Origin of the sequence: Caballeronia telluris (assembly GCF_001544495.1) — a bacterium.
GTDB lineage: Bacteria > Pseudomonadota > Gammaproteobacteria > Burkholderiales > Burkholderiaceae > Caballeronia > Caballeronia telluris.
Genome location: NZ_FCNZ02000005.1, coordinates 83,141 through 101,474, shown reverse-complemented (window position 1 = coordinate 101,474; position 18,334 = coordinate 83,141). Strand labels below are relative to the sequence as shown.

17 protein-coding genes and 1 pseudogene are annotated in these 18,334 nt (G+C 64.5%); 9 read left to right on the top strand and 9 right to left on the bottom strand.

What is annotated here, in order from left to right; translation table 11 throughout:
- Positions 1 to 36 precede the first annotated feature (36 nt).
- From AWB66_RS08445 to AWB66_RS08435, 3 genes are all read left to right on the top strand, one after another.
- Positions 37 to 963, top strand: a complete 927-nt coding sequence (locus AWB66_RS08445; RefSeq protein WP_087630005.1) for a LysR substrate-binding domain-containing protein — start codon at positions 37 to 39, stop codon at positions 961 to 963.
- A gap of 95 nt (positions 964 to 1,058) precedes the next feature.
- The gene (locus AWB66_RS08440; protein ID WP_087629835.1) at positions 1,059 to 1,841 is read left to right on the top strand and encodes an inositol monophosphatase family protein; all 783 of its coding nucleotides are present in this window, start codon (positions 1,059 to 1,061) and stop codon (positions 1,839 to 1,841) included.
- Positions 1,842 to 2,305: 464 nt separating this feature from the next.
- Entirely contained in the window at positions 2,306 to 4,525 is a 2,220-nt protein-coding gene (locus tag AWB66_RS08435) for a hybrid sensor histidine kinase/response regulator (protein WP_087629834.1), read from the top strand.
- Between the two features lie 45 nt (positions 4,526 to 4,570).
- Here AWB66_RS08435 and AWB66_RS08430 read toward each other — a convergent pair whose 3' ends face one another.
- Both AWB66_RS08430 and AWB66_RS08425 read right to left on the bottom strand, forming a co-directional pair.
- Positions 4,571 to 4,879: a non-heme iron oxygenase ferredoxin subunit gene (locus AWB66_RS08430; RefSeq protein WP_087629833.1), complete on the bottom strand. Its 309-nt coding sequence runs from the start codon at positions 4,877 to 4,879 to the stop codon at positions 4,571 to 4,573.
- 30 nt (positions 4,880 to 4,909) lie between these two features.
- A complete protein-coding gene (locus AWB66_RS08425; RefSeq protein ID WP_087629832.1) occupies positions 4,910 to 6,019 on the bottom strand; it encodes a fatty acid desaturase family protein in 1,110 nt (369 codons plus the stop codon).
- Between the two features lie 132 nt (positions 6,020 to 6,151).
- Here AWB66_RS08425 and AWB66_RS08420 point away from each other — a divergent pair, with 132 nt between their 5' ends.
- Both AWB66_RS08420 and AWB66_RS08415 read left to right on the top strand, forming a co-directional pair.
- Entirely contained in the window at positions 6,152 to 7,216 is a 1,065-nt protein-coding gene (locus tag AWB66_RS08420) for a LacI family DNA-binding transcriptional regulator (RefSeq protein ID WP_087629831.1), read from the top strand.
- 59 nt (positions 7,217 to 7,275) lie between these two features.
- Positions 7,276 to 7,401, top strand: a pseudogene (locus tag AWB66_RS08415) (cupin domain-containing protein); the annotation flags it as partial.
- A gap of 47 nt (positions 7,402 to 7,448) precedes the next feature.
- Here the strand turns inward: AWB66_RS08415 and AWB66_RS08410 are convergent.
- Positions 7,449 to 8,759 (bottom strand): MFS transporter, encoded by a 1,311-nt coding sequence (locus tag AWB66_RS08410; RefSeq protein ID WP_087629830.1) that lies wholly within the window; start codon positions 8,757 to 8,759, stop codon positions 7,449 to 7,451.
- 222 nt (positions 8,760 to 8,981) lie between these two features.
- Positions 8,982 to 10,076 carry a tartrate dehydrogenase gene (locus AWB66_RS08405; protein ID WP_087629829.1) on the bottom strand — a complete coding sequence of 365 codons (1,095 nt, stop codon included), beginning with the start codon at positions 10,074 to 10,076 and terminating at the stop codon, positions 8,982 to 8,984.
- 109 nt (positions 10,077 to 10,185) lie between these two features.
- On the opposite strand from AWB66_RS08405, the gene AWB66_RS08400 reads away from it, so the two are divergent.
- Entirely contained in the window at positions 10,186 to 11,112 is a 927-nt protein-coding gene (locus AWB66_RS08400) for a LysR substrate-binding domain-containing protein (protein ID WP_087629828.1), read from the top strand.
- Between the two features lie 20 nt (positions 11,113 to 11,132).
- Here AWB66_RS08400 and AWB66_RS08395 read toward each other — a convergent pair whose 3' ends face one another.
- The 4 genes from AWB66_RS08395 to cynR form a co-directional block, all read right to left on the bottom strand.
- Entirely contained in the window at positions 11,133 to 12,356 is a 1,224-nt protein-coding gene (locus AWB66_RS08395; protein WP_087629827.1) for a PepSY-associated TM helix domain-containing protein, read from the bottom strand.
- A 178-nt stretch (positions 12,357 to 12,534) separates the two neighbouring features.
- Positions 12,535 to 13,515 carry a Dyp-type peroxidase gene (locus tag AWB66_RS08390; RefSeq protein WP_087630004.1) on the bottom strand — a complete coding sequence of 327 codons (981 nt, stop codon included), beginning with the start codon at positions 13,513 to 13,515 and terminating at the stop codon, positions 12,535 to 12,537.
- A 76-nt stretch (positions 13,516 to 13,591) separates the two neighbouring features.
- The gene (locus AWB66_RS32865; protein WP_125469685.1) at positions 13,592 to 13,969 is read right to left on the bottom strand and encodes a hypothetical protein; all 378 of its coding nucleotides are present in this window, start codon (positions 13,967 to 13,969) and stop codon (positions 13,592 to 13,594) included.
- 267 nt (positions 13,970 to 14,236) lie between these two features.
- The gene (gene cynR, locus AWB66_RS08380) at positions 14,237 to 15,157 is read right to left on the bottom strand and encodes a transcriptional regulator CynR (RefSeq protein ID WP_235021040.1); all 921 of its coding nucleotides are present in this window, start codon (positions 15,155 to 15,157) and stop codon (positions 14,237 to 14,239) included.
- A 262-nt stretch (positions 15,158 to 15,419) separates the two neighbouring features.
- On the opposite strand from cynR, the gene AWB66_RS08375 reads away from it, so the two are divergent.
- Positions 15,420 to 15,686, top strand: a complete 267-nt coding sequence (locus tag AWB66_RS08375; RefSeq protein WP_159462893.1) for a hypothetical protein — start codon at positions 15,420 to 15,422, stop codon at positions 15,684 to 15,686.
- Between the two features lie 87 nt (positions 15,687 to 15,773).
- Here AWB66_RS08375 and AWB66_RS34310 read toward each other — a convergent pair whose 3' ends face one another.
- A complete protein-coding gene (locus AWB66_RS34310) occupies positions 15,774 to 16,316 on the bottom strand; it encodes a hypothetical protein (RefSeq protein ID WP_235021039.1) in 543 nt (180 codons plus the stop codon).
- Here AWB66_RS34310 and AWB66_RS34305 point away from each other — a divergent pair.
- Positions 16,218 to 16,649, top strand: a complete 432-nt coding sequence (locus tag AWB66_RS34305) for a CBS domain-containing protein (protein ID WP_407642276.1) — start codon at positions 16,218 to 16,220, stop codon at positions 16,647 to 16,649. The two genes, AWB66_RS34310 and AWB66_RS34305, sit on opposite strands and share 99 nt — an antisense overlap.
- Positions 16,650 to 16,817: 168 nt before the next feature.
- Positions 16,818 to 18,272, top strand: coding sequence for a DUF2252 domain-containing protein (locus AWB66_RS08365; RefSeq protein WP_087630003.1), 1,455 nt, complete (start codon positions 16,818 to 16,820; stop codon positions 18,270 to 18,272).
- The last annotated feature ends 62 nt before the right edge of the window (positions 18,273 to 18,334 follow it).

The following is an 18,334-nucleotide window of genomic DNA, read 5'->3' as shown; positions in this document are numbered from 1 at the left end:
TAACTATCCATACTTGGTTGATATGGGTTGGATGCGATGAACCTGAAGCATATCGAGGCGTTTCGCGCCGTCATGGTGGCCGGTTCGATGACCGCGGCCGCGAAGGAACTCTTCACGTCGCAGCCGAACGTGAGCCGGCTCATTTCGCAGCTCGAACGCGAAACGGGCTTGCGGCTCTTTCAGCGCAGCGGCGTGCGGCTCATCCCGACAAGCGAGGGCAACGCGTTCTTCCGCGAAGTCGAGCGGGCGTACGTGGGCCTGCAAGGGCTCGCCAACGCGGCCGCGCAGATCCGCAATCTGGGCAGCGGGCGGCTGCGCATCGCGGCGATGCCCTCGGCGGGCATGACGCTCGTCCCGCATGCGATCAACCGCTTTCAGGCGCTCTATCCGGAGGTGACGGTGTCGCTGCACGTGAACACGTCGGGCACCGTGAATCACTGGACGGCTTCCCAGTTCTGCGACCTGGGCGTCGCGGTGTACATCAGCGAGGCGTCCAATTGCGAAGTGGAACTGCTCTCGAAGGTCCCTGCGGTCGCGGTGATGCCGGCCGGTCACCGGCTCGCGAAGAAGACGACGCTCAAGCCCGCCGACTTCGCGGGCGAGCCGTTCATCTCGTTGTGTCACGGCGACGGCACGCGCGCGCAGATGGACGAAGTGTTCGAGCGGGCAGGCGTGCAGCGCGTGCTCGCCATCGAGGCGCAGTACGCGGCCATCTGCTGCGAGATGGTGCGTTGCGGCATGGGGCTGACGCTTGCGCACCCCGTCGTCGCGCGAGACTTCGCGGGACCGGAAATCGCGATCCGGCCGTTTTTGCCGAACGTGCTGTTCTCGACCTACTTGCTGTTTCCGCCGCACCGGCCGCGCGAGCGGCTGGCAATGGCGTTCGTCGATGTGCTTCGCAGGGAACATGAAGAAGTGCTCGCCGGAACAACCCGGCCGAGAGGACCGCGCGCACGTCGTTGAACGCGTCGTCGCCGAGCAGTGCGATGCTAAGATCGGTGCCACATTCCGCCGACTGCTGCATCGACCTCGCAGCCTTCATCTGCCTGAGGGATTCCATGAACGACGCTTCCATGCATCTTCGATTTCTGGCCGCTTGCGCGATCGCGCGGGAAGCCGGGTGTCTCGCACGCGACCGTTTTTTGACACGCGACGAGGCGTTGACGCTCAAGTTCAAGGGCCCGCAGGATTACCTGACCGAGACGGATGGCGAAGTCGAACGGCTGATCGCCGGGCGTCTCGCGGAAGCGTTCCCCGACGACGCCTTCTTCGGCGAGGAAAGCGGCGGCTCGTTCGGACGCGACGTGTGGATCGTCGACCCGATCGACGGCACTGCGGACTTCGCGCGGGGCGTGCCGTACTTTTGCGTATCGATTGCATTCGTGCGGGACGGCCGCGCCGAGATCGGTGTGCTGTACGACCCGATGCTCGACGAACTCTTCGCCGCGCAGCGCGGGAAGGGCGCAACGCTGAACGGGCAGGCCATCAAGGTGAGCCCGATCGACGACATCCGGCAGTCGGTCGTCGAACTGGGCTGGTCGTCGCGCGTGGCGTTCGAGCGCTATGCGGCGCTCATGCAACGTGTCAACGACCTCGGGGCGGGAATCAAGCGGCGTGGCTCGGGCGCGCTGGGGCTCGCGTATGTCGCGATGGGACGCCAGGACGCGTACTGCGAGCTGCACATCAATTCCTGGGATGCCGCGGCGGCGGTTCTGATCGTCGAGGAAGCGGGCGGATGGGTCAACGACTTCCTGACCGAGGAATGCCTCGCGAAAGGCAATCGCGTGATCGCCTGTACGCCGAAACTTCGTGCGGTGCTCGAAAAGGCGATGGAGGAGTAAGCGCGAGCGCGAGTGTTGACTAAGTCCGGCTATGCAAGGATCGCTTCATTAAAGCAGACGTGTCTCGATGGCGGCGTTCGCGTGAAAAAGAGCTTGAGCACAAGTGGCTCACAAAGTCGTCGCGCCGTCACATTCGTGACATCGAACAGGGCTATGTTCACGGGCAGCTGCGCCATGCGCGTCTGAAGCCGGCAATCTAAAGCGCCGAAGGACAGTCCGATCGGTCGTGCGAAAAGGCTCGCCATGCGACGAAACCACCCTTCATCGCGGGGAAATGGGGCCGTAATAAGAAGCGATCCGATATGGACGCAGCCAGACGAGCGCGTATGCATCACTGCACTGACGAAACATTGCGAAGAAGCATATCGACGGGCGTTTTTTGCAATGAAATCCCCTCCGGTCCAGTTTGACGCCGCGCATCCGTCTGGATAATCTTCGCCTTCTGAAGATCGGCGGGACCCGTGATGACCGAGCATCGCGAAGTATCGGCGCTGGACAGTTCCGCGTTGGAGATTCCCGTTCCGCCGAGGGACTTCGGCGCGACGCGCCGCATCCTCATCGTCGTCCTGCTGGCCTCGATCGTTACGCCCCTCTTTTTCATCATCGGCTATGGCTATGTCGGCTACGAGAGCCGGCTCTCCGATTCGTCGGAAGTCATCGATCGCCTCGCGCGCGTCGCGGAAGAACATGCCGTCAAGGTGCTCGACCTGAACCGGGAGATGTCGTCGCGCATCGAGCAACTGCTGGGCTCCGATGACGACCGGCAAGTGCTCGCGCGCCAGGAAGAGGTTCATCAGATCCTGGGCGAGATGGCGGCGCGTTTGCCGCAGATCGCGGGCATCTTCGTCTTCGGCGAGAACGGCGATCTGCTCGTGAGCAGTCACTACTATCCGGCCCCGCGTCTGAATGTGCGCGACCGCGTCGACTTCGAGGCGGTGCAGAAGCGCGATTCCGAAACGGAAGTGTCGATGCCGTTGCGCGACGCGATCAGCGGCACCGACGTCTTCACGACGAACACGGCCAGACGCTCGGCCGATGGCCGCTTCCTTGGGGTCGTGACCATTTCGCTGCGGCGGGACTATTTTCTGTCCTTCTATCAGGAACTGGCCGCACGGGACAGCGCGTTGACGCTTGGCCTCTTTCGCCGCGACGGAGCCATTCTCGCCCGGTCGCCGCCGCCGCGGATGAACCCCGCACCGGCTCACAACCTGCCTTTGGCGCGGGCCATCGAAGGAAAAGGCGCATTCGACCGCATCCGGATCGAGTCGACGCTCGACGGCGTCGACAAGCTGCTGGCGTACCGGCAGGTCGGCACGTATCCGCTCTACGTGACGGCCGGGATCGCGGTGTCGGCGGTGACGAGCCGATGGCTGCAACACGACGGCCTTATCGCGCTCGCGACGCTGATTCCCTGCACGGGCATCTGGCTGCTCGTCGTCTTCTCGCTGCGCAGGCTCAAGGAGGAGCAGGCCGCGTGGGAGCGATGGCGGACCGAAGTCGGCATGCGGCTGACGGCGGAAGCGGCCAGTCGTCAGATGCGGCGAATGGGCGCCCTCGGCAATCTCGTGGCGAACGTCGCGCACGACTTCAACAACCTGCTGATGGTCGTCAAGGCGAACATGGAGCTCGCGCGGCGCAAGGGCTTCAACGGGCTGGAGAAGGAAGTGACGGCCGTCGAGCGCGCGTCGCTCGGGGCCGAGGTGCTCGCGCGCCGCCTGCTGAGCGTCGCGCGCAAGCAGCCGTTGCGCGAGGACGCCACGCAACTGAGCGACTGGCTCAAGGACGCCGCGTCGCTCATCGAGACATCGCTTGGCGAGAAGGTCGAGCTGACGCTCCGGGCGCCCGAGACCGTCTGGCCCGTCTACGTCGATGCGACCGAACTCGAGTCCGCGCTGATCAACGTCGCGGTCAACGCGAAGGATGCGATGCCCGAAGGCGGCAAGTTCGTCATCCGCTGCGAGAACGTTCAGTTGCTCCAGACGTCGGCTGGGCTGAAGCCGGGCGAATATGTCGTGATCGCCTGCACGGACAACGGAACCGGCATGCCGCCCGCGGTCGTGCAGCGTGCATTCGAGCCGCTCTTCACGACGAAGGCGACGAGCGCAGGCACGGGCCTCGGGCTCGCGCAGGTGTTCGCGATGTGCGAGCAGGCGGGCGGCACCGCGCGAGTCGACAGCGTCGTCGGCCGCGGCACGACGATCCGTCTCTTTCTTCCGCGCTGGGCGGGCGAGGCGAGGCGGGAAGGCGCCGATCTATCGAAGCCCGAGAACGTGGCCGGGGTCGCGAATCAGGGATCGGTGCTGCTCGTGGAAGACAACGTCGAGGTCGCGGCGGGTCTCGCTGCCGTGCTCGAAGTGTTCGGCTGGCGCGCGCGCCACGAACTGACCGGCGACGCCGCGCTTCAGTTGCTCGAAGACGGCGAGCGATTCGACCTGATTCTCTCGGACATCCAGATGCCCGGCCTGAACAACGGGATCGACGTCGCGGAGAAGGTCCGGCGCGCGTGGCCGCATCAGGCGATCGCCCTGATGACCGGCTACGCGGAGGAATTCGAGCGCGCCAAGCATGCAGACGTGACCATCCTGTCGAAGCCGTTCAACATCGACGACCTGCAAGCGTTGCTTCAGCGCGTCCATGTCTCGACGCGGACCGCCGGCCCGGGCACGGAACTCCGGTTCAGCTAGCGGGCGCGTTTGCGGTCAGCCGGAACGGCTGCCCTCGTCATGGCATCACAGCTCGATCAAAATGCGTCCGCCTTCGACTCGCGCGGGATAGGTCCCGAGCTTCTCGCAGACGGGTGCGCAAAGCGCGCGGCCATCGCGAATGTCGAAGCGGCCGTTGTGCTTCGGGCATTCGATCACATGGTCCATCACGAATCCGTCGCTCAAATGGGCCTGTTCGTGTGTACACAGGCCATCGCTTGCGTAGACCTCGTCGTTCACGCGATAGATCGCGAAGGTTCGGCCTGCGTGATCGAATCGCATGACGTCTTCGTCCTGGATGTCGTCGAGCGCGGCAGCATCGATCCATTGGGGCATGGTGGCGTGTTTCCTTATGGTTGTCGTCTTTCAGGCCTGGCTGGCCGCTGGCACCGGACGCACGACATGAAACGACGGATCGTGCGTCTGCTTCACGAGCGCCGGGATGATTTCGGCGTAAGCGGCGAGGGTGCTTCGATACGGCGGCGGCATGTCCGCTTTCACCGCTTCGTGCAGTTGTGGCAGTGCATGGAACGGAACCATCGGGAACATATGATGTTCGACGTGATAGTTCATGTTCCAGTAAAGGAAGCGGAACAGCGGATTCATCATCACCGTGCGGCAGTTCTTGCGATGGTCGAGCACGTTCTCGGGCATGCCCGCATGCTGCGTGAGACCGAAGTACAGATAGAGCCACGCGCCGTACAGGCTCGGCAGGCCGATGAAGAGCAGGGGCAGGATCGTGCGGAAGTACACGCTCGCGCCGATCACGATGGCGTAGATCGCGAGGCTGATACGCGCTTCGCGGAACACCTTCGGCCATTCGGACGCTGGCACGAAAGTGCGGTCGTCGGCGTTCATCCTGCCGAACGCGGCGGCGACCATCTTCGGCAACTCGCTCGACACCTGCTTCAGCCCAAAGACGCTCGATGCGAGTGCCAGCCAGTCGGTCGGCCGGGGCGCGGCGATCTCTGGATCGCGCCCGACCACGAGCGTATCCGTGTGATGGCGGGCATGACTCCAGCGCCACACGGTCGCGCGACGGAACACCTGGAACGACGCGGCTTGATACAGCGCATCGTTCATCCAGCGGGTCTTGAAAGCCGTGCCGTGTCCGGCTTCATGCCAGCGCGAATCGGCGGGGCTGCAGTAAAGCGTTCCGTAGACGAAGAACGCCGGCACCGCCCACCAGAAATGCAGGTGCCACGCCAATCCGGAAAGCGCACCGCTCGCGACGATCGCGGCGTACCAGAGCACGGTGTCGCGGATCGCGCGGGCGTCGCTGCGCTGCATCAACTCCTTCAGCACGGCGCGCGGCACCGCGCACTTGTACCAGTCGGCGTTGACGAGACCCGCCGCTTGCGCGCGCTCGCCAGCACCGCCGACGAGCCGGTAGTCCTCATGCTGCCGCGATGAATTCGACACTTGCGTCTCCTGGGTCGGATTGTTGCCGATCTCACTGGAAGGCTCCCGGCGCATCGCAGAGCGTCCAAGGCTCAAAAATAAGCGTTCCGCGAGCGCTGCTCAACGAGAAGATTGACGATTTATCGTCAATCTTCTAGCTTTGTGCAAAACCGCGCTCGACGAGTCGCTAACTATCTGGAGACCGCCGTGCCGAATCCGTCCGCTTCCCCGCGACGCAAGCGAACCGCGCGTTTCGTGGAGATCGCGGAGCGGGCGGGCGTCAGCGCCTCGACCGTCGATCGCGTCCTGAACGAGCGCGGCAGCGTTTCGGCGGCGGCGCGCGAACGCGTCGTCGCGGCGGCCCGGGAGCTTGCGTTGCCGCGTCTCTTGCCCGAAACGCAACACGGTCTCGTCCACGTCGACGTGCTGCTGCCGGACAGCGACGCCCCGTTCTTCCGGCGACTCGATCAGGCGCTGCAACGCGCCATGCAGATGCTGGACCGGCGGGTGATTGTGCATCGCGTGGCGCTGCCGCCCGCGGACGACACCACGATCACCGCCGCGATCGCGCAACCGCGCTACCGGCGCGCGGCGCTCATCGTGACGACGCACGATACGGCGCGCGTGCGTGACGCGCTGACAGCAGCCATCGGTCGAAACGAAGCGGTCGTGACGATGGTGACGGATATCGCGGACATCGCGCGGCTGCACTACGCGGGCATCGACAACCTGCGGGCAGGCCGTACCGCGGGCTATTACATCGGCCGGCTCGCGACCCGGCCCGGGCGCGTGCTGCTGCTCGGCGGACGCCTGGATTACCGGGCGCACGTCGATCGCATGGGCGGCTGTCGGGCGCAGATCGACGAAGCGTTCGGCCACCTCGCCTGCGATCGCGAGACGTTCGAGACATTCGACGATGACGACCGCTGTTATCGCGCGGTGACGGCCGCGCTCAAGAAGGGCGAGGTGAGCGCGATCTACAACAGCGGCTACGGCTCGGCGGGGGTCGAAGCCGCGTTGCGCAAGTGCGGTGTGGCGCGCGGTATCGTGTGGGTCGGGCACGAAATGCTCGACCTGCATCGCGACTACATCGAAGCGGGCATCATGGATATCGTGATCGATCAGGACCCGGACGGACAGGTCATCGCGGCGCTTCAGCATGTGCTGCATGCGTGCGGTGTCGTCGAGGCGGCGCCACGCGAGGAGCCCGTCGAGTTTCGCGTGTTCTGCTCGGCCAATGTGCGGCATAACGCCTACCTGAGCGACGGATGAGTCTGCAAACGAAACAGCCATTCGATGCGTGATTCGACGGGAGGCGAGCGATGCCCAGGATGGCGGAGTACCTCGAAGCCGGGTCGCGGATATTCGACGACCTCACCACATGCGCCGACGTCGACATGATGAGCGCCAACGCCGATGGTCGTTTCGTGCGCAAGGACGGCACGCCGTTCGCGTAGTCGTAGCTCGCAAGACGAGCGTCTTGCTGTCCTGCGAGCGCTCGTCCTCAGTGCCCGTGCCGTTCGCCGGCCGCGACGGGCGTCTGCTTCGATTGACGGCTCAGCAGCAACGTCACCACGGCCGAGACGGCCAGCGTCGCACCGACCACGTACAAACCCGCCGAGTAACCGCCCGTCACGTCCTTCAGCCAGCCGATCGCGAACGGGCCGACGAAGCCGCCGAGATTGCCGACGGAATTGATCATCGCGATGCCGGCCGCGGCGCCGGCGCCCGACAGGAACATGCTCGGCATGGCCCACAGCGGCGCCTTCGCGGCACTGATGCCGATGTTCACGACCACGAGCGACAGGATGATCATCAGCGCGCTCGTGGCGCCCCCGGCAAAGACGAATCCGAGGCACGCGACGACGCACGGAATCACTACGTGCCACGTCCGTTCTTCGGTGCGGTCCGAATGCTTCGCCCAGACGATCATCGCGATGACGGCCAGGATGCTCGGCACACCCGCCAGCAGACCGGTTTCGAACGAGCCGAATCCGTATTGCCGGATGATCAGCGGCGCCCACAGGCCAAGCGTGTAGAGACCCGCCGACGTGCCGAAGTAGATCAGCGCCAGCGCCAGCACGCGCGGGTCGCGCAAGGCGCTGAGCGCACCGGCCGTATGACCCGCATGCGACTGCTTGGCGTCGGCTTCCGTCGTAAGCTTCGCGATCAGCCAGGCGCGCTCTTCCGGCTGGAGCCAGTGCGCCTTCGAGGGCGTGTCGGTCATGTACTTCAGCACGACGAAACCGAGGATGATCGCCGGCACTGCTTCGATGATGTAGAGCATCTGCCAGTCGGCGAGGCCCCACATCGGCGGCAGCTTCATGATGGCGCCGGAAAGCGGCGAACCGATGGCGGTCGAGATCGGTGCCGCGGCCATGAACCACGCGGCGGCTACGGCGCGTTGGCGGCTCGGGAACCACAGGCTGAGGTAAAGAATGATGCCGGGGAAGAAGCCTGCCTCGGCGACACCGAGAATGAAGCGCAGCGCGTAGAAGCTGTTGGGCCCGACGACGAACGCCGACGCCGCCGACACGATCCCCCACGACACCATCACGCGCGCGATCCACTTGCGCGCGCCGACCTTGTGGAGAATCAGGTTCGAGGGCACTTCGAACAGAAAGTAGCCGATGAAGAACAGACCCCCGCCGAGCCCGAATGCGGCCGGAGACAGTCCGATGGCCTTGTTCATCGTCATCGCCGCGAAGCCGACGTTGACGCGGTCCAGAAAGCTGATGAAGTAAAGCAGCATCACGAACGGAATGATCCGCAGCATGAGCTTCCGGCAAACCCGGGCTTCGAGTTCGGAAATCATCTTGTCTCCTCCTTGGAGGTTTGAGCGGTGCTCTATGGAATGGCTTAAACGTCCCTGCCGTTCGGTCGGCATGTTCTTTTTTGGGCTATCGGTGCGTGTGTCGAAAGCGCCGGGACGAGTCGATCCCGGCCGCGAAATGGCGCGGCCATCGGTTCGGATCGGGACTGTGCACGCCCGCCGCCGGCAGGCGTGTCATGCGAAGACGATTCGCCTGAGCCTGGCTTAGGCGGCGTTGGCGGCGGGAACCGCGACCTTGTCGAGGAGCGCACACACGGCAGCCGTCACCTGGGCCGTCGTTGCCGTGCCGCCGAGGTCGCGCGTGTGAAGGGACGTGTTCGCCGTCACGGCTTCCACTGCCTGCATTACGCGACGGGCTGCGTCGAATTCGCCGAGATGTTCGAGCAGCATGACGACCGACCAGAACGTACCGACCGGGTTGGCGAGTCCCTTGCCCATGATGTCGAAGGCGGAGCCGTGGATCGGCTCGAACATCGACGGGTAACGGCGTTCCGGATCGATGTTGCCGGTCGGCGCGATGCCGAGGCTGCCGGCGAGCGCGGCCGCCAGGTCGCTGAGAATGTCGGCGTGCAGGTTGGTCGCGACGATCGTGTCGAGTGTCTCCGGACGGTTCACCATGCGCGCCGTCGAGGCGTCGACCAGTTCCTTGTCCCACTTCACGTCCGGAAATTCCTTCGAGATTTCCAGCGCGATCTCGTCCCACATCACCATCGCGTGACGCTGCGCATTGCTCTTCGTGATGACCGTCAAGAGCTTGCGCGGACGGGACTGCGCGAGCCTGAATGCAAAGCGCATGATCCGCTCGACACCGGCGCGCGTGAGGATCGAAACGTCGGTGGCCGCCTCGATCGGATGGCCCTGGTGAACGCGGCCGCCGATGCCGGAATATTCGCCCTCCGAGTTCTCGCGCACGATTACCCAGTTCAGGTCTTCCGGCTTGCAGCGCTTGAGCGGCGCATCGATGCCCGGCAGGATGCGGGTCGGCCGCACGTTCGCGTATTGATCGAAACCCTGGCAGATTTTCAGGCGCAGGCCCCACAGCGTGATGTGGTCGGGAATGTCCGGGTCGCCCGCCGAGCCGAACAGGATCGCGTCCTTGTCGCGGATCGCATCGAGACCGTCCGCCGGCATCATCACACCGTGCTTACGGTGATAGTCGCCGCCCCAGTCGAAATTTTCGAACTCGAAGGCGAACGAATCGCTGGACTGCGCCAGCGCTTCCAGCACTTGCTGGCCGGCCGGAACGACTTCCTTGCCGATGCCGTCGCCGGGGATGGTTGCGATGCGATAGGTTTTCATGTCTCCGTCCTTCAGATGTCGTGGGTATGACTGAACTGTACCCCCGTCCGGACTCGAAAACCGGTGCTAAACTCAAAGCGTCTTTAACCTGAATTCACAAGTGGCAGCGATGCGCGATACCGTCCAGCCGGCCGATCTGAGCTTCTTTTCGACGCTCGCCGCGTCGGGCAGTCTGAGCGCGGCCGCCCGCGAACTGGGACTGACGGCGGCCGCCGTCAGCAAGCGCCTGACGCAAATGGAAAGCCGCGCGGGCGTCGCGCTCGTCAACCGGACCACGCGCCGGATGATGCTTACGCCCGAGGGCGAGCTGTACCTCGGGCATGCGCGCCGGATTCTCGACGAAATCGACGAGTTGTCGGAACTGCTCGGGTCCGCGAAGAAGAGCCCGAAGGGTCTGCTGCGCGTCAACGCGACGCTCGGCTTCGGGCGAAGCCACGTCGCCCCGGCGATTTCGCGGTTTGTCGCGCGATATCCGCAGGTGGCCGTGCAGCTTCAGTTGTCGGTGACGCCGCCGCCTCTCACCGACGACGCATTCGACGTCTGCATCCGCTTCGGCGAGCCGCCCGATACGCGGGTCGTCGCGAAGCGTCTCGCGGCGAACCGGCGGCTGTTGTGCGCGGCGCCTGCGTATATCGCGTCGCGCGGCATGCCATTGACCGCGCACGATCTCACGCGGCACAACTGCATCGGCATCCGTCAGGGCGACGAAGCCTACGGCGTGTGGCGCCTGAGCTCGGGCCGGGGCGCGGCGCGCAAGACGGAGGCGGTGCGGATCAACGGCACGCTGACGACGAACGACGGCGAAATCGCCGTCAAGTGGGCGCTGGAAGGACACGGCATCCTGATGCGGGCCGAATGGGACATCAAGCAGTATCTGGCCGACGGTTCGCTGGTGCGCGTGCTTCCCGATCACGAGACACCGAACGCGGACATCTTCGCCGTCTATTCGCAGCGGCATCAGATGTCGAATCGCATTCGTGCGTTCGTCGACTTTCTCGCGCTCGAACTGAGCGGCGAGACGGGCGATCGGGCGTAATCCGCAGGCTCGCGGGCGGGTCAGGAAGAGACGGAGTTGCCGCGCACGGCGCGGGCTTGCTTCACCACGGCCGATTGTCGCCGGGCGGAGCGCTTTCTGATCCAGATCATGAGGCCGGTCGCGCTCAGCATCGCGACGGCGATGCCCACGGCGCTGACCAGAATGCGTCCCGGAATGCCGGCGATGCGCCCGGAATGCAGCGGAAACTGGGCTTGCATGAAGATGTCGCCCGCCGAACCCTCGCCCGGAATCGACGATCCGACGAGCTTGCCCGTGCTCGCGTTGTAGTGCAGCCAGGGGTTGCCGAGACCGACATCGCCGTGGTCGTGCCCCGGCGCAAAAAAGCCGACGGCATACGCATGCAGCGCGGACGCGTAGTAGAGCGCGCCCGGCGGCGCCGCGAGACCGCGTTCGCGCCCGTCCTCGATCGCCCGCGCGAGCACCGCCTCACGCGTAAACGGCGTCGCGGCGGGGTTCGCGTGGCGGGCGAGTTCGGGGTTGTTCAGGATGGTCGGCGCGAGCGGCGAAAAAACGGAGACGATGGGCCGCACGATCGGATCGGCAAGGTTCATCGACACCGAAGTGAGCGCCATCATGAGCAACAGACCCCAGATCCAGACGCCGCCCGAGCGATGCAGGTCGAAGGTCAGCGCGTAGCCGCCGCGCCCGAAACGGAACGCGAAGGACTTGCGCCACGCCTTCACGCTCGGGAACGACAGGATCAGCGCGATGCCGCTGTCGAAAAACCACAGAATGCCGACGATGCCGAGCAGCCACGTGCCCACGTCCAGCCCGCCGACGAACGGCAGGTGCAGCGTGTAGTGAAGCTTGTAGATGAACGGCAGCAGGTCGATGCGCGCGAGCGACACCGCACCCCACTCGCGCCGGCCTTGCACGTCGCCCGTAGCGGGATCGACGGCGAGCTGGTTGAAGTCGACCTTGTACGCCTGGCCGGTGGCGGGATCGGTGCGCGGCAGCACCATCATCTGCTGCGTGTGCCCCGGCTCGACGCCGAGCGGCAAGTACGTCACCTCGATTCGCGGATCTGCCGCTTCGACGCGCCGCGCCAGTTCGAGCGACGACAGCGCCGGGCCGTCCGTGCGCGCGTAGAAGAACAAGGGATTGAGCGCCGCGTCGAGTTCGTGATCCCACGCGATGATCGCGCCGGTCAGCCCCGAGACGAACAGGAACAGCGCCGTCGCGACGCCGAGCCATCGATGCAGACGAACGAACCACGACCTCATCGTTGCCGCGCTCTGACGAAGGATCGCTGCGCGACCACGAGAACCATAAATCCACCGCTACGTAAATAGGAATTGTTCGCATTCTAGCGGTGACGCGACACGAGGGCAAGCCAGATGTAATCGTTTGACAATTGGAGCGCTCGTGGTCGCGGACCTGACCTGCGAACGCCTTCGCCCATCATGCAGGTGAGGAAGACTGACCGGCCGGAGACGTTGGGCTGCGATCCGCGAGCGCTTCGAGCAGCGGCGCCGATGGAACGAAGAACAGGCCGCCGGTGACCGCGCGGCTGTAGTCGAGCAGCCGGTCGTAGTTGCCGGGCGGCCGTCCGACGAACATGTTCTCGAGCATCTGTTCGATCGGCTCGGGCGAGGCGGCATAGCCGATGAAGTAGGTCCCGAACTCGCCGGCGCCGGGCCGGCCGAAGGCCATGTTGTGGCGCAGGATTTTGACTTCCTGCCCGTCTTTTTCGATGGTCGTCAGCGAACTGTGCGAGGACGATGGCTTGATCCCCTTGGGAAGCTCGACGTCGGAGAGCTTTCTGCGGCCGATGATGCGTTCTTGCGCTTCGACCGGGAGCGATTCCCAGGCGGTCATGTCATGCAGATACTTCTGCACGACCACATAACTGCCGCCCGCGAATTCGCGATCCTCGTCGCCAACGATGGCGAAGTCGACCGCCTCGCGGCCTCTCGGGTTTTCCGTGCCGTCGACGAAACCGACCATGTCCCGCAGGTCGAAATAGCGAAAGCCGTGCACCTCGTCGACCACCGATACCGCATCGCCCAGTCGCGCCATCAACTGCGCGGCGAGTTCGAAGCAGAGATCCATGTGGTCGGCGCGGATGTGCAGCAGGATATCGCCCGGCGTGCCGATTGCGCGTCGCGCGGGGTCGCCGACCTCACGGAACGGGTGCAGGTTCGCGGGGCGCGGTGCACCGAAGAGCGTGTTCCAGGCCTCGGAGCCGAAGCCGCACACGCACGACAACTCGCCCGTGGGCGCCCGCGTGCCAACCGCGCGAACGAGCGCGGCGACGTCGGCGCATAACGCGCGCACGGTGTTGGCGCTTTCGACGCCGGGTTTCAGCGTGGCGACAAGGAAAATGGCGCTGCGAGTGATGGGATGGCAGACGGCTTGCGGCTCTGGGATGTCATCGGGCATCGGACGCATGCGCTCCACTCGTTGGAAACGACGGCGATCGAGGATGGGATTTGAATGCCGGAGGCTTAAAGCAGATCTATTCTGCCCTCAGACTGCATCCCTCTTGACCGAACTCTTCGCATCGGCCCACGAGATCGATATTCGTACGACGTGCGACCAGCCACGGAATACCCGCATAACTCACGACAGCACGTTTGACGCGGTATTCGTAAAGCTCGGGGCCGACGTGTTTGAAGAGTACGCGGTCCGTTGCGTGTTGTTCCGCATATTCCTCGGAAACCAGGCCCATCTCAGCTGCGCGATGCATGGCGAGCGATCCGTCGGATGACGACTGAAAGCTGATATTGGACAGCACGCAGTAAGTAACCGAGATGGCGATGATCGGCTTTGCAACGACGCCCACATATGCGCGGACGCTTCCTTGCCTTTGAGAGGTCAGTGCTGCAACGGGCATGGCAACCTACTCGGTACGGGTTTACGTGTGGCGCATGTTAAACGCTTGCTACAGCGGTGACAAGAAGAAGATATAGGGCCGCAGAATGTTTAATTGATTAGATGTTTTTGCGGGACTACTAAACCCTGTTAGCGCTGTTTCGAATTCGGCTTGAATCATCGCAATCATTTACCCGTGCGACTGATAAAGCATGGCTAAAGAATCGAACGTTCGAACTTTCCAATATCGTTTCGAACGACGCGATGTTAAAGACGCCCAGGCGCACAGTTATCGTTGGGCCGCGAAATCCTGCAGTGCTGACAATTCGCCCTCGCGCAGCATCTCCTTTAGCAACGCGCAGAACCTGACCGATGCCGCCGTCCGATAAGCCCGGCGACGCTTAAGCAGTGCGACCGTACGCGTCGGAAACGGCGGGTCGAGCGGCACATACGACAGGTCGCCGTGCTCGCGTTGCATGGCGTTCGGCAAAATAGCCGCGACATCGCCGCGGCGCACGATCTTAAGCACCGCGCTGATCGAATTGGCCTGCAGTGCGATGTTCGGCTTGATGCCATGCCCGTGAAAGTAGTCGTCGATATAGCGGCGGGACACGAAGTTGCCGGTAAGGAGCGCAAGCGGAAGCTCGGCAAGCTGGGCCGGCGACACGGCGGCCGCGCCGCGCGTGAGCGGATGCGTGCCTCCCGCGACGAGCGTCAGTCGCTCGACGAAGAGCGGTTCGACGTCGATGTCGTCGGAACGGATGTCCGTAAAGCCGATCGCGACATCGACCTGATCGTCGCCCAGCGCGGCTTCGATCGCTTCAAGCGACATCTCCGACACCTCGATCGTGATCGCGGGATGGAGCGCGTGGAATTCGCCGACCAGCGGTCCCACCAGATATTCGGTGAAGGTCGGCGTCACCGCGACGCGCACGTGGCCGCGCGACAGATCGCGCACGTCGTGCAATGCGCGGCGTCCGGCTTCGAGATCCAGCACCGCGCGCCGCGCGAACTCGATGTACGCAAGACCGAAATCGGTCAGCCGCACGACCCGTCCGCTGCGATCGAACAATTGGCCGCCAAGCTCGCTTTCGAGTTGCCTGATCTGCTGCGACAGCGCGGGTTGCGACACGCTGAGCGTCTCGGCTGCCCGGGTGAAATTGCCCTGTTCGGCCACTGCGATGAGATACCGGATGTGTCGAAGCAACACTTGGGTCTCCATAAGCTGTTGTTATTGCCCTGATCCAAATCCAGTCTTGGACGGCGCGATTCTCGTTCGGCACAATCGATACGACCGCCGCCGATGTTCGTCGTCGTTGTCGAGGAACGGGGCGTCTTCGTTCGGCGCTGATTGTATGCCAACGGCATGCTCCGACGGGCGGGCTGCCCGGTGGAACGCTTCCACGTCCTCCGGCGATGCATATCGCGCGTAGGCGCGAACTGACGGGAGAAAAGAAATGGAAATCGTAATCGTGGCGGCAATCGTCGTCGTGGCGCTCGGAGCGTTCGCCACCTTTACGATTGCGGATCTGCTTCCCCCGGATGTCGCGGCGAAAGCGGAAGAGCACGGCCGTTTCGCCGGACTCGCAAACGAGATCGCGCGGGAGCCGTCCCCATCGGTCGCGCTCGTCGGGGGAGCAACGGCGCGTTGCGACAGGGCCCAACAGCGTCGCCAGATTCGCACGCTCTCCAGAACCGATGCGCCTGGCAGGCGTGTGCTGCGTCGTCTTGCACGATGAGCGGCTCGCGCGGATAAGCGCATGACGGCGACGGCTGCATGAAGCCGGATCGGAGCGCGTGACCAGTCGGGGGTGTGCGTGACGACACTATTGAACACGAATCCACACCGCGCGCACCGGCGATTTGCCGGCCGCCCGAGCGTTGCGGGCATTGCGGGCGCGGCCGTTACGCTTGTCGTCTGCGTGGCGGTGCTGCTTCTGCTTCATGCAATCGGCCCGGCGCTCCATATCGACGTGCGGGAAGCTCGTTCGTTCACCTTGCGCGACGAGAGCGGGCTGAAACTGATGCTGGCGGCGTCGTCTGCTTACTGGATGCTTGCGTGGGTTTGCCGGAACCGCCGTGCACGGCATGAACGCACGAGCATGAAAGATCGCCGCGACGACATGCCGTCCAATGTCGTATCGATGAATATGATCCGAAGCCATCCGCGAACCATCGAAGGCACGACGAAAGACCTGGAGTCGATCATGGCGGCCAAGCGTCCTGTCGCCAGCGCGCGCATGTTGCGCGAATGCACCTGCGAGCAGATCATGACGCGCGACGTCGTCACGGTTTCGCTCGATACACGGCGACGCGTCGTCGAAAAAATATTGGAGCGCCAACGGATTCGCGCATTGCCCGTGGTTCATGCCGACGGGCGTCTGGCAGGCATCGTGACGCGCGGGGATCTGGAGAAGTTCGGGCGGCATTGCGGGCGGCCTTCGCTCGTCGCATCAGACGGCATGCGCGTTGCGCCTCCGGAACCGGCGTCGCAAACGGTGGCCGGCCTGATGACGAGCGACGTGGACGCGATCGACGCGACATCGTCGCTTGAAACGCTGCTCGGCCTCTACGTGAAGAAAGGCCATCATCACATCCCGGTCATCGATGCGCAACGCAGGATCGTCGGGATCGTGACGACGTCGGATCTCGCCGAACGCCTCGGCTGGCTTCGGGTTGTCGGCGAATCGCGGCGCGGCTAAAGCGCCGCGCCAGCGAGCAAGCTACGCGTGAAGATTGCCATCGCGCGGCCGCGTCGTACGCGTTACGATCCGTTCATCCATCGACAGATGAATCGATCGAACATGAACAAGACGCGAACAAGCATGCTTCCCGATCAACCCGGTCGCCCGTCCGGCGAAGAACGTGGCATGGCACCCAACCAGGCGCCGGCCGGCCACGTCGTTCTCGCCGACGCCGACAGCGACAGTTATCGCTCGCTGCGGCGTCGGCCCATGTCGCGCGCGGAGCGCTTCGAACTCGGCCGGAGCCTACGCGACCGGGTTCCGCGCAACACGCTCGGCGACTGGAAAGCCCCCGCGACGCGGCCGGACCCCGTCGAGCAGATCATGCGTTCGCACGAGGGCCGGCTTGACCGGCTGATTCCAATCCGGGTCGGCCGCATGATCGCATCGCCCTATGGATTCCTGCGCGGCACGGCCGTCGTGATGGCCGAGGACGTCGCCCATCTTCCCGCGACCGGCATCACGCCCGTCGTCTGCGGCGATTCCCATTTGGGCAACTTCGGCTTCTACGCTTCGCCCGAACGGGATCTGGTGATCGACCTGAACGACTTCGACGAAGCGCATCCCGGCGCCTGGGAGTGGGACCTGCGGCGGCTGGTCGCGAGCATCTGGGTGGCGGGCCGGCATACGGGCGCGAGCGAAAGTCAGTGCCATGATTCGGTCGCGTCGTGCGTCGCCGCTTATCGCGAGGAAGTGCGTTTCCTCGCTAACGAACCGCTGCTGTCGCGCTCGTATCAGCGCATCGACGTCGACCGCCTGCACGAGACGGCAACCGATGCCGCGCTGCGCGGCGAGATCGCCCGCGCGGCGAAGCGTGCGCGGTCACGCACGAGCGACCGCGCCTTGCCGCGCTTTACGACCGAACGCGACGGCCGCCGCTGTATCGTCGACGAACCGCCGTTGATCACCCGGGTTCCCGATGCGGAGGCGGAAAGCATCGCCGCATCGCTCGACGCATACCTCGACACGCTGGCGCCGCACTGGCGCCGCGTGCTCGGCGGCTATACGCTGGTCGACATCGCGCACAAAGTGGTCGGCGTGGGCAGCGTGGGCTTGCGCGCCTACGTCGCGTTGCTCGAAGGCAGCAGCGCCGACGATGTCGTCTTTCTCCAGCTCAAGCAGGCGCGCCGCTCGGTGCTGGCCCGTTTCGTTCACGGCGATTCGGCATGGCACGCGCATCAGGGACAACGCGTCGTCGAGTATCAGCAGGCGTTGCAGACGGTGAGCGATCCGCTGCTCGGCTGGACTTCCATCGACGGCCGGCAATACTACGTCCGCCAGTTTCGCAACATGAAAGGCACGATTCCCCTCGACGCGCTCGATGCCGCCGCGCTCACCGACTACGCCGGGATCGTCGGCCATCTGCTCGCGAAGGGGCACGCGCGCACGAGCGGCGCGTCGATGATCGCCGGCTACGCGGGTTCGTCCGACAAGCTGGACAAGGCGCTCTGCCGATTCGCGCGCGCCTACGCCGACCAGACGGAGGCCGACCACGCCGTGCTCGTCAAGGCTGTGGCTCGCGGCCTTCTGCCGGTCGAATATGTGGAGCAGGCGGGCGGGAAGACCGCGTTTCGGCCGTAGCGCTCAGGTCGACACGTGTTTATCGCGGTCGCAGGCGACCGGACTTGAATCGAGGCATACGA

What these genes read in the sequence shown, in the direction of transcription:
- AWB66_RS08410 (WP_087629830.1), bottom strand. Translation starts at nt 8,759, where the DNA reads ATGATTTCCGAACTCGAAGCCCGGGTTTGCCGGAAGCTCATGCTGCGG.
- AWB66_RS32865 (WP_125469685.1), bottom strand. Translation starts at nt 13,969, where the DNA reads ATGCCCGTTGCAGCACTGACCTCTCAAAGGCAAGGAAGCGTCCGCGCA.
- AWB66_RS08405 (WP_087629829.1), bottom strand. Translation starts at nt 10,076, where the DNA reads ATGAAAACCTATCGCATCGCAACCATCCCCGGCGACGGCATCGGCAAG.
- AWB66_RS34305 (WP_407642276.1), top strand. Translation starts at nt 16,218, where the DNA reads ATGACGCGCGACGTCGTCACGGTTTCGCTCGATACACGGCGACGCGTC.
- AWB66_RS34310 (WP_235021039.1), bottom strand. Translation starts at nt 16,316, where the DNA reads ATGAACCACGGGCAATGCGCGAATCCGTTGGCGCTCCAATATTTTTTC.
- AWB66_RS08390 (WP_087630004.1), bottom strand. Translation starts at nt 13,515, where the DNA reads ATGCCCGATGACATCCCAGAGCCGCAAGCCGTCTGCCATCCCATCACT.
- AWB66_RS08425 (WP_087629832.1), bottom strand. Translation starts at nt 6,019, where the DNA reads ATGCGCCGGGAGCCTTCCAGTGAGATCGGCAACAATCCGACCCAGGAG.
- AWB66_RS08430 (WP_087629833.1), bottom strand. Translation starts at nt 4,879, where the DNA reads ATGCCCCAATGGATCGATGCTGCCGCGCTCGACGACATCCAGGACGAA.
- AWB66_RS08395 (WP_087629827.1), bottom strand. Translation starts at nt 12,356, where the DNA reads ATGAGGTCGTGGTTCGTTCGTCTGCATCGATGGCTCGGCGTCGCGACG.
- AWB66_RS08435 (WP_087629834.1), top strand. Translation starts at nt 2,306, where the DNA reads ATGACCGAGCATCGCGAAGTATCGGCGCTGGACAGTTCCGCGTTGGAG.
- AWB66_RS08365 (WP_087630003.1), top strand. Translation starts at nt 16,818, where the DNA reads ATGGCACCCAACCAGGCGCCGGCCGGCCACGTCGTTCTCGCCGACGCC.
- AWB66_RS08445 (WP_087630005.1), top strand. Translation starts at nt 37, where the DNA reads ATGAACCTGAAGCATATCGAGGCGTTTCGCGCCGTCATGGTGGCCGGT.
- AWB66_RS08400 (WP_087629828.1), top strand. Translation starts at nt 10,186, where the DNA reads ATGCGCGATACCGTCCAGCCGGCCGATCTGAGCTTCTTTTCGACGCTC.
- AWB66_RS08440 (WP_087629835.1), top strand. Translation starts at nt 1,059, where the DNA reads ATGAACGACGCTTCCATGCATCTTCGATTTCTGGCCGCTTGCGCGATC.